Consider the following 9,665-nt stretch of genomic DNA (forward strand, 5'->3'; position numbering starts at 1 on the left):
ACGTGCCCCGGAACAGCAGCGGGTCTGGGCGGCGGCTGCCGAACACTGGGAACACACGTTCGCGGCCGCGGCCGGACGGGGTTTTCCCGGTGTGGATCCGGCAAACACCGGCGCACTGCAGTGCGTCCTGCGGTCCAGCGCGGCGCTCGGGCGCGCTCGTGACCTGGCGGCCAGGACCAGGACCTCGGTGTCCAGCGTCGTGCTGGCCGTCTACACACTCGCCATCGCTCAGGTCACCGGCGTCGAACGTCTGGTGGCCGAGTCGGAGTGTTCGAACCGGTTCAACCCCCGCTGGCGCAGCGTCGTGTCCTCGGTGGTTCAACCGGTCCCGATCCCGGTGACCGCCGCCGACGACCTGGCCGAGCACATCACCCGGGTGCACTACGCGGCGATGACCGCCTACCGTCGCGGAATGTACGATGTGGACACTGTCGCCGCGCTGCCGGAGGCAGCGGGTCACACGGCCACCTGCGAGTACAACTTCTTTCCCTGGCAGGAGATCGCCGAGCGCGCGGACTCCACCGAGCCCGTCTGGGAGAAACCGACCTCGGCGGTCAGGACCGGCTGTTCCCTGCGCGCCGCAGAGGAGGACGCCACGCTCAGACTCTGCCTGCGTACCAGAGGTATCGCACAGGACCGGGCGGCGGCGGTCATGAAGCACATGCTGGCACTGCTGAACGAAAGCACGGCATCCTAGCACCGGGAAAGGGCTCTCTCCAAGGCCAGAACCCACCTCCCTGTTGCGTTTCGCAGGCAACCAACGCCACCTGTCCCGGTTCGAGGCCGCCGACGATAGTGAGCCCATGCATAACTTGTCGCGGTCAGTCCGAGCCAGGCTGAGAAAGTTCGGCATGCCGCCCGCGCTCCGCGGAATTCTCGCGCTGTTGCGCTTGTTGCCCGGGGTGAACCGGACGAAGGCCCTTATCAGCGTCGTGGGAATGGCGGTGGTGGCACTGGTCCCCATCGCGGTCGCGATGACCACCGGTCTGCTGATCGGTTCGATACCGGACGCGGTCGAGGGCGGGGCCTCCTCCGAAGCGGGACGGCAGATGCTCGTGCTGCTGGCCACGGTCAGCGCACTGGTGCTGGCCCAGCACATCACCACCCCGGTGCTGACGGCGCTCGGCGAGACACTTGGCCGCGAGGTCGACCGGCACCTGCAGGAACAGGTGATGTCGGCGGTGGGCAGGCCGTCCGGGATCGCGCACCTGACCGACCAGAAAGTGCTGGCCGCCCTGCGAACCGTGCGCGGCCTCGGCATGTACGACAACGACCGCCCCAGCCTGGCCGTGATCGCGATGGTGACGGTGCTGCCCGCGTGGTTGCGCGCGGTCGCCGCGGCCGCGGTACTGCTGTGGTTCCACTGGTGGCTTGGCCTGCTGTGGCTGGCGGCCTGGCCGCTCGTCGTCTACTTCATGCAGCGCGAGTACTTCCGGGTCGGTCAGCTCGGCTTCGCGCGAAGCACCGGGCTGCAGCGGTCCGAGTACCTGCGGGACCTGGCGATCACCGGGCAGGCGGCCAAAGAGGTCCGCGTCTGGGGACTGCTGGACTGGCTGATCGACCGGTACACGCGGACCTGGCACGACGCCATGGCGCCGGTGTGGCGGGAACGCAGCCCCCGTGCGCGTGTCGTGTTCGGGACCGCCGGGACCATCGCGGTGCTCAACCTGATCTCCTTCGGCCTACTGGTCGTCGCCGCGGTCAACCAGGACATCGACCTGGCCGCGCTCGCGGTCTTCATGCAGGCCCTGACCCTGGCCAACAGCTACACGGCCTTCGACGACCAGAACGCCTACCTCGCCTTCGCCGCGGCGGCGGTGCCCAGGGTGAGGGACCTGGACACCCAGCTCGGGTCCGGACAGGACGCCGGGAACCTGGCAACCCTGCCGGAACGGTTCCCCGCCGAGCACATCACGCTGTCCGGCGTCCAGTTCCGCTACCCCGGCACCCAACAGGACGCGCTGCGCGAGGTCGACCTGACCGTCGAGGCCGGCCGGTCGCTCGCCATCGTCGGTGAGAACGGCGCTGGCAAGAGCTCACTGGTCAAGATCCTGTGCGGGCTCTACGCCCCGACCGCCGGCACCGTCGTGGTGGACGGGCAGGACCTGGCCGGTGTCGATCCGGCCGCCTGGCGAGCCCGGATCGGCGTGCTGTTCCAGGACTTCGCGAAGTACCACCTGACCGTGGCCGACAACATCGGGATGGGCGCGCCGCGGCACGCGGGTGACCAGGACCGGTTGCGCGATGCCGCCGACCGCGCGGGTGCCCTGCCGCTCATCGACCGGCTCCCCCACGGCTGGGACACGGTGCTGTCGCCGGAGTACTCCGGCGGGGTCGACCTGTCCGGCGGGCAGTGGCAGCGGATCGCGCTCGCAAGGACGCTGTTCGCGGTGGACGCCGGCGCGCGTGTGCTGATCCTCGACGAGCCGACGGCTGCACTCGACGTGCGGGCCGAGGCCGAGATCTACGAGCGGTTCCTCGAACTGACCGCGGGCCTCACCACGATCCTGATCTCACACCGCTTCTCCACGGTGCGCTGTGCCGACCGGATAGTCGTGCTCGACCAGGGCGTGATCACGGAGGACGGCGCCCACGACGAACTGATCGCCCTGGACGGGCAGTACGCGAGGATGTTCGCCCTGCAGGCGGCACGGTTCGTCGAGCCCCAGGCGGACCGGGACCTGACAGACGTGGAGGCTGGGCATGCGTGAGACGTTGCGGACGTTCGCGGAGCTGATCGGGATCGGTTTCCGGGCCGCGCCATGGCACGCGGCGGCCCAGCTGGTCACCGGCATCGTCTTCGCCGTTTCCGTGCCGGTGGGCGCGCTTGGCGCCAAGGTGATCCTGGACTCGGTGATCGCGGGCCACCTCGCGGTCGGTATCTGGGCCTCCGTGCTGTTGGCGGTCACCGTCGCCGCCGCGCTGGCCTCCGTCTTCTACTACGTGCACTGCCTGTTCACCGTCCAGGAACGCGCGGCCGCGCTGGCCAACGAGCGGCTGATGCGACTGATCGGCGGCGTCGGCGGGCTCGCGCATCACGAACATCCCGACTACCTCGACCAGGTCCACCGGATCAGGGAGGAACACCACCGGCTGCCGGGAATGGTGAACGCGACCGCGGGCCTGCTGCGGGTCGGCGCGATCCTGATCGTGACCACTGTGCTGCTGGCCCAGATCACGCCCGTCCTGCTTGGCATGCCCGTCCTGGCTGTGCTGTCGTTCTGGCTCGGCAAGCGCGGCCGCGACCTCACCGTCGCGGCCCAGGAGGCGACCAGTGAGCCGGAACGGTTGCGCAGACACCTGTTCGAGGTGACCACCTCCCCCTCGACCGCGGGCGAGCTGCGTGTCTATGGGTTGGCGACCCTGCTCGGCGAGCGGCACCACCGGATATCGGACACCGTGCTGCGCAAGCGAAACCGCGCGAGCTGGCAGGGTGCCGGCCTGAAGGTCCTCGACGGCGCGGTGAACGCCATGGCCTACATCGGTGCGATCGCCCTGATCCTCGCCCTCGTCATGTCGCACGACGCCACGGTGGGTGACCTGGTGCTCGTGGTGGGGCTCGCGGCGCTGATGGCCGCCACGGTGGGGACCGCGGTGGAGTACGGGACCTCGTTCCTCTTCGTGATGAAGGTCGGCAAGCGGTTCATGTGGCTCAAGCGGTACGCCGAGGAGGAACGTGCGACCACGACGACCGAGCCCGCGCCGGTGCCCGCCGCGCTGCGCGCCGGGATCGAGCTGCGGGACGTCCACTTCGGGTACGAGGGCTCAGACAGCCAGGTGCTGAACGGCGTAACGCTGCGCCTCGCGCCTGGCACGGTCGTCGCGCTCGTCGGCGACAACGGCACCGGCAAGTCGACCCTGGTCAAGCTGCTGTGCGGGTTCTACCGGCCGGATGCGGGCCAGATCCTGGTCGACGGGGTGGACCTGACGCGGTTCGGCGTCGAGGAGTGGCGGGCCCGCTGCGCCGGCGCCTTCCAGGACTTCGCCCGGCTGGAGCTCCTGGTCCGCGAGACGGTCGGCGTCGGGGACCTGCCCCGCATCACCGACCGCGAGGCCGTCGGCACCGCCGTCGCGCGGGCCGGGGCGACCAGCGTCGTCACCGCCCTGCCGCAGGAGCTGGAGACCCAGCTCGGCACCCGATGGGACGGCGGCGCCGAGCTGTCCGGTGGGCAGTGGCAGAAGCTGGCGCTGGCCCGCGGCCTGATGCGGACCGACCCGCTGCTCGCCGTCTTCGACGAGCCCACCGCGGCCCTGGACGCGCACACCGAACACGCGCTGTTCGAGAACCTGGCGAGGGCCGCGCAGGACGGCCGGGACAGCGGCACCATCACCCTTCTGGTGTCCCACCGGTTCTCCACGGTCGGTATGGCCGACCTGATCGTCGTCCTGGACGACGGGAAAGTGACCGAGTTCGGCAGCCACCAGGAGCTGATGGCCCTCGATAGCACGTACGCCGCGCTGTATGAGCTGCAGTCCCGGGGCTACCGATGACCGGCATGGGACAGATCGTGCTGAACGGGTGGCGTCAGCCCTGGGACCTGCGACTGATCGTGGAGTTGCGGGAGCGGCGCGGGTGGACCCAGGAGAAGCTCGCCGAGCGGTCCGGGCTGTCCGTGCGCACCATCCGCAACCTCGAGCTGGGCATCATCCAGAATCCGCGGCAGTCCTCGATCGACCTGCTGGCCCACGCGCTCGGCATGCCGGGAGAGCGGCAGGCGCCGGGGACGCTGGACCGGGCCAGGTGGCGCGGTCCGCAGCCGCCCGGCTCCCCGGTCGTCGGGAACCGGTCGGATCACGAGGTCCTCGCACACACGGTGCGGACGAACCGGCTGACGACCCTGTTCGGCGCGGGCGGGGTGGGCAAGACCCGGTTCGCGTTGAGCGTCGCGGCGGAGGTCGGCCCCTTCTTCCGGCACGGTGTCGTGGTCGTGGAACTCGGTGACCTCGTGCCGGAAACGCGCGCCCGGGGCAGCCGGGCGGCGACGGTCCTGCACCGCGTGCGCCAGCACCTCTGCCGGGACGCCGAGTCCGGCACGCCGGGGCCCGGGAACCCGGACACCAACGCGCTGGTGGTGCTCGACAACGCCGAGCACCTCCCGGACGGTGTCACCGCGGCCGCCAAGGAGCTGCTCGGCACGTTCCCGCGCACGCACGTGCTGGTCACGACCCGCCGCAGGCTGACAGAGCGGATGGGTGTCAACCGGGAGATCCACCCGCTGGCCCACGAGCCGGCGGTGGAGCTGGTGCTGCGGCACGTCAGCAGCGACGCGTGGGCCGCGGTCGACCTGACCAAGGACGTCAAGCTGGTCACCGAACTGTGCAGACGACTGGGCGGCGTGCCGCGCTATCTCGAGTTCGCCGCGGAACGCATGCGCGCCATCCCGCTCAGGCACCTACTGACGCACGGTCCCGGCCTGGAGATGCTCTCGTCCAACGACCACGCCCTGTTGCCGCACCAGCGATCGGTGGCCGACAGCATCCGGTGGAACCTGGACCTGCTCAGTGACGAGCACCGCGGGCTGCTGGCCCGGATCGCGGCCATGCCCGTGCACCGGTTCACGATGGACCACGTGGTAGCGCTGACGGGCCACCAGGCACCGGCATCCACGACGGCCGGCCCGTTCACGCTCCTTTCGGATCTGCTGGAGCTGTCGCTCATCCTCACCGACCCCGACGACCGGTACCGCTACCACCTCGCGCCGTACGTAGCGGAAGTGATCGGTCAACCAGGTTGCCTGACCGACCAGACCGCATGACGGGGCTCCCCCGGATCCTGTAGTGGCGCGATCAGGCCAGCGCGTCAGGCCAGTCGGCGAGCGTGTCACCATGTGCGTGGATCAGCGCCAGCATGATCCGTTCCAGGCCGAACGCCATACACGAGCTGTGTGCCCAGCCGCGGTCGGCGAAGCGGATGGCGAACCGCTCCCCCAGGTGCTCCTTGTGGCAGTTGGCCGAGGCGATGGCCGTGCCCGCGTCATCGGCACGCACCGGCACGACGAACTCGAACTTGAGGTTCTGCTGGATCTGGCTGGTCTTCATGAACCGGCCGCCCGGGCCGAAGAACGGGTCGCTGGCCGGCTCGACCGAGACGGTCAGGCCAACCTCGCCGAAGAGCTTCTCGCAGCGGGTGATCCACGAGTCCCGCCACAGCGGCGCCGCTGTCTCACCGCACACCGTGACGAACTCGCGCATCCGGAACGACCGGTAGCGACCGAGTTCGCTGGTCGCCTCGTGGCGGTAACAGGTGCCCGCCACGTCGCAGAAGACCGGCTCGGTGATGACGCTGTCGGCGAGCAGGGGGTACACGCCGTAGCAGACTGCCGGCGCCAGCACGACGTCGGCGGGTCGGCGAGCACTGTCGTCGGACAGGTCGAGGCCGGCGGGCTCGCCGTCGGGCTCCAGCGCGTGCACGCTACCAAGGAGGTGCGGGAACGCCTCCGCGTACTGGGCACGATCGATGTCCGCGCGGGGCGCCACCGGTGGGTACCAGACCGGGCCCGGCGACGCCGACGGGTCGGCCGCGGTCAGCACGGCTTGCAACCGCGCGAGGACTGCCTCGAACTTCGCCGTGTGGCACAGCAGGCCCGGCACCGCGGTGGGCAGCACCCAGCCACCGGCGACGAGCCGCGCCGTCGCCTCGTCGGGGAGGTCACGGCCGGTGGCCGCCGTCCCCTCCTGCCCGCGTACCGCCGTCGTCTCCGCCGTCGTCTCCGTCATCGTCCCGATCACGTTCCTTCCTCAGATTCGACCGCGGATCGCGGATCGCAGCAGGTCGAGGTACTCGCGGGCCAGACCGTGCGCCGTGTCCGCGGTGAACAGCGAGGTGTTGTACTTCATGAGGGCCCTGGCGGCGGAGCCGTGCCACAGCACCTGCAGGGTCAGGTCGAACTGGCCCTGCTGCTGTGGAAGGTAGAACTCCGACACGGTCAGCCCGGCGTACGTGTCCCGCCTGCCCGGCAGGACCGGCGCGGACAACGAATCGTTCGCCGGGCCGCCGGTCATCACGAACATCGTCTCGATGAGCCCGGCTCTGCTCGGGTCCGGCCTGGCGTCTATCAGCCGCGGCATCAGCGGGTACGGGTACTCCCGGTGCAGCAGTCCGCGCCACGTCTTCCCGGCGGTACGGTGAAGCACTGTGCCGAACGAGTCGTCCTGCTCGATCCGCACGCGTTGCGGGAGCAGGTTGACGAAGTACCCGATCGCGTTCTGGAAGCGCCGGTTCAGCCGCATCGTCACCGGATAGCCGACGAGAAGGTCGGTCTGTCCACTGAATCTGTGCAGCAGCAGCTGGAACACCGCGAACAGGTAGACGAACAGAGACGAGCCCTCCGCCGCGGCGGCCTCGCCGGCACCGGCGAACACGTCCGGCGGGAGCATGAAGTCGACCTCCGCCCCGGTGAACCGGTACGTCGGCGGCCGGGGCCGGTCGGTCGGCGGCCCGCCGCTGTCCGGCAGGCCGGCCAGCTCGTCGCGCCAGTGGTCGCGCGCGGCTGCCGCCCGGTGCGAGGAGAGGAACTTCCGTTGCCTGCGCACGAACTCGTCGAACCCTTCCCCGGTGTCCTCGGAGGTGTGGGTGGTGCCCGCCGACAGGGCCGCGTATTCGTCGAGGATCTCCCGGAGTACCAGTACCTGGGAGATGTTGTCCGCGACGATGTGGTGCGCGACGACCAGCAGGACGTCCGGGTCGTTCTTCCTGCGCACCAACGCCACTCGGATCGGCGGCTCGCGGTCGAGCCGGAAGGGGCGACGTGCGACCGTCGCCGCGAGCTCACCGACCTCCCGGTCGTTCTCGGCCACGTTGTGCAGGTTGAGCACGGGATCGGCGCCTATGGCCGCACCAGAGCGTCTGCGGACCTCCTGGCCGGCGAGCTGGAACAGGCAGTTCAGCATGCTGTGCCGGGACACCGCCCGCTGGACGGCCGAGGTGAGCAACTCGACGTCGACCGCGAAATGCAGGTTCAGCGCCCCGGAAACGTTGTACGCGCTGCTTTCCGGGGCAAGCCGCTGCATGAACCACAACGCCTCCTGCCCGACGGTCAGCTCGTGGACGCCCGTACGCGCGGTCGCCGGCAGAGTCATCTCAGGACGCATTCGTTTCCATCTCGCTCGCCTGAATCCGGCTGGCAGGACCAAGTACGACACATCTTTCGGGCCGGGCACAGGAAAGCGAGCGGCAACATCCTGCCTACCGCTTGCCGATCCTGTTGCCTGTACCCGCGGTGCACCGGGACCTACCGTCGGATTGTGGGCCGGCCAGAACACTCGTCGAGTTCGAGGTTGACATCGGTGATATACGAACACGCTTACGAGATCGTCGTCGACGATGTCTTTCTTCATCTCGACAGGGCGAGCCCGAGACATGATGTGTACCTGAAACTGGAGGGCCTCAACCCCGCCGGGTCGATCAAGTTGAAGTCCGCCGTGAGCATGGTGGAGGACGCGGAACGACGGGGGGTCCTCCAGCCGGGTGCGACCGTCATCGAGTCGTCCTCCGGTGGCCTCGGCATCGCGCTCGCCATGATGCTGGCCGACAAGGGGTACCGGTTCATCTGCGTCACCGACCCGAACATCTCGTCCCTGAGCCGGGACATCATGTCGGCGTTGGGGGCTGAGGTCGTCGAGGTGGACCGGCGGGACACCGCGGGCGGCTACCTCGGCAGCCGGATCGCCTACATCGAGCAGCGCATCAGTGCGGACCCCGCGCTGGTGTGGCTGAACCAGTACACCAATCCGGCGAACTGGCGCGTGCACGACCAGTACACGGCGCGGGCGATCACGGCCGAGCTGTCCAAAGTAGACTACCTGTTCGTCGGGATCGGCACATCCGGGACGCTGACCGGGTGCATCAACCACTTCCGCGAGGTGTCCCCGGACACCACGATCGTCGCGGTCGACACACTCGGTTCGGTCAGCTTCGGGCACATGCCGGGCCCCAGACACATCCCGGGGGTCGGCGCAAGCAAACCACCGGAGCTCTTCCACCCGGAGCTGGTGGACGAGATGATCGTCGTGCCAGAATCCGACGCGGTCCGGACCTGCCGATGGCTCGCCGCGCGGTACGGGCTGTTCGCAGGCGGTTCGACCGGCACGGTGATGTCGGCGATCCTGCGCCGAGCACAGGATCTGCCGGCCGGCTCATGCGTGGTCGGCATCTCCCCCGATTTCGGCGACCGATACGCCAGGACGATCTACGACGACGCCTGGGTGACCGAGGTCTTCGGCCCGGAATGCCTCGCCGAGCCCCTTGCGGTCGCCGGCGGTCCCGAACTCACCGGCACAAGGAGCTGAGCGCCGATGTTCACCTTCCACGTCATGGGCGGCAAGGACATCCGGGCGATCATCGAGAAGTCGCGAGCCGAGATCGTCACGTGCGTACGGGACACGTACCTCGCACACCACCGCGGGGAGACGATCAACCCGAACAGCTACTTCCTGCGCTTTCCCGAGAAACCGAACGCGCGGATCATCGCACTGCCCGCCCTGCTGCGCGGCGAACCGGGCACCGCGGGCATCAAGTGGATCGGCAGTTTCCCGGACAACGTGCGCAGGAACATCCCACGCGCGTCGGCTGTCCTGCTGCTCAACGACTTCGATACCGGGTACCCGACAGCCTGCCTCGAGGCGGCGCAGATCAGCGCGGCGCGGACCGCGGCCTCGGCCGTGCT

7 protein-coding genes and 1 pseudogene are annotated in these 9,665 nt (G+C 69.3%); 6 read left to right on the top strand and 2 right to left on the bottom strand.

Annotated features, from left to right (window positions below; all coding sequences use genetic code 11):
- The 4 genes from ACJ73U_RS08480 to ACJ73U_RS08495 all read left to right on the top strand — a co-directional run.
- Positions 1-697 (top strand): condensation domain-containing protein (locus ACJ73U_RS08480; protein ID WP_407776987.1); only part of this gene is annotated, 697 nt, incomplete at its 5' end.
- Positions 698-938: 241 nt separating this feature from the next.
- Positions 939-2,711 (top strand): ABC transporter ATP-binding protein, encoded by a 1,773-nt coding sequence (locus ACJ73U_RS08485; RefSeq protein WP_407776988.1) that lies wholly within the window; start codon positions 939-941, stop codon positions 2,709-2,711.
- On the top strand, positions 2,704-4,491 hold the full coding sequence (locus tag ACJ73U_RS08490; protein WP_407776989.1) for an ABC transporter ATP-binding protein: 1,788 nt from the start codon (positions 2,704-2,706) through the stop codon (positions 4,489-4,491). Before ACJ73U_RS08485 ends, ACJ73U_RS08490 begins: the two co-directional genes overlap by 8 nt.
- 5 nt (positions 4,492-4,496) lie before the next feature.
- Positions 4,497-5,756: a helix-turn-helix domain-containing protein gene (locus tag ACJ73U_RS08495; RefSeq protein ID WP_407776990.1), complete on the top strand. Its 1,260-nt coding sequence runs from the start codon at positions 4,497-4,499 to the stop codon at positions 5,754-5,756.
- A gap of 31 nt (positions 5,757-5,787) precedes the next feature.
- Here the strand turns inward: ACJ73U_RS08495 and ACJ73U_RS08500 are convergent, their stop codons facing one another.
- Together ACJ73U_RS08500 and ACJ73U_RS08505 are read right to left on the bottom strand one after the other, a co-directional pair.
- On the bottom strand, positions 5,788-6,729 hold the full coding sequence (locus tag ACJ73U_RS08500) for an aminoacyl--tRNA ligase-related protein (RefSeq protein WP_407776991.1): 942 nt from the start codon (positions 6,727-6,729) through the stop codon (positions 5,788-5,790).
- 9 nt (positions 6,730-6,738) lie between these two features.
- A complete protein-coding gene (locus tag ACJ73U_RS08505) occupies positions 6,739-8,091 on the bottom strand; it encodes a condensation domain-containing protein (protein ID WP_407776992.1) in 1,353 nt (450 codons plus the stop codon).
- Positions 8,092-8,286: 195 nt separating this feature from the next.
- Between ACJ73U_RS08505 and sbnA the strand changes: the two genes are divergently transcribed.
- The gene (sbnA, locus tag ACJ73U_RS08510; protein WP_407776993.1) at positions 8,287-9,288 is read left to right on the top strand and encodes a 2,3-diaminopropionate biosynthesis protein SbnA; all 1,002 of its coding nucleotides are present in this window, start codon (positions 8,287-8,289) and stop codon (positions 9,286-9,288) included.
- 6 nt (positions 9,289-9,294) lie between these two features.
- Positions 9,295-9,665, top strand: a pseudogene (locus ACJ73U_RS08515) (2,3-diaminopropionate biosynthesis protein SbnB); the annotation flags it as partial.

It is taken from the genome of Actinophytocola sp. (genome assembly GCF_045807065.1).
Classification (GTDB): Bacteria; Actinomycetota; Actinomycetes; order Mycobacteriales; family Pseudonocardiaceae; genus Actinophytocola.

What these genes read in the sequence shown, in the direction of transcription:
- ACJ73U_RS08485 (WP_407776988.1), top strand. Translation starts at nt 939, where the DNA reads ATGGCGGTGGTGGCACTGGTCCCCATCGCGGTCGCGATGACCACCGGT.
- ACJ73U_RS08490 (WP_407776989.1), top strand. Translation starts at nt 2,704, where the DNA reads ATGCGTGAGACGTTGCGGACGTTCGCGGAGCTGATCGGGATCGGTTTC.
- ACJ73U_RS08495 (WP_407776990.1), top strand. Translation starts at nt 4,497, where the DNA reads ATGGGACAGATCGTGCTGAACGGGTGGCGTCAGCCCTGGGACCTGCGA.
- ACJ73U_RS08505 (WP_407776992.1), bottom strand. Translation starts at nt 8,091, where the DNA reads ATGCGTCCTGAGATGACTCTGCCGGCGACCGCGCGTACGGGCGTCCAC.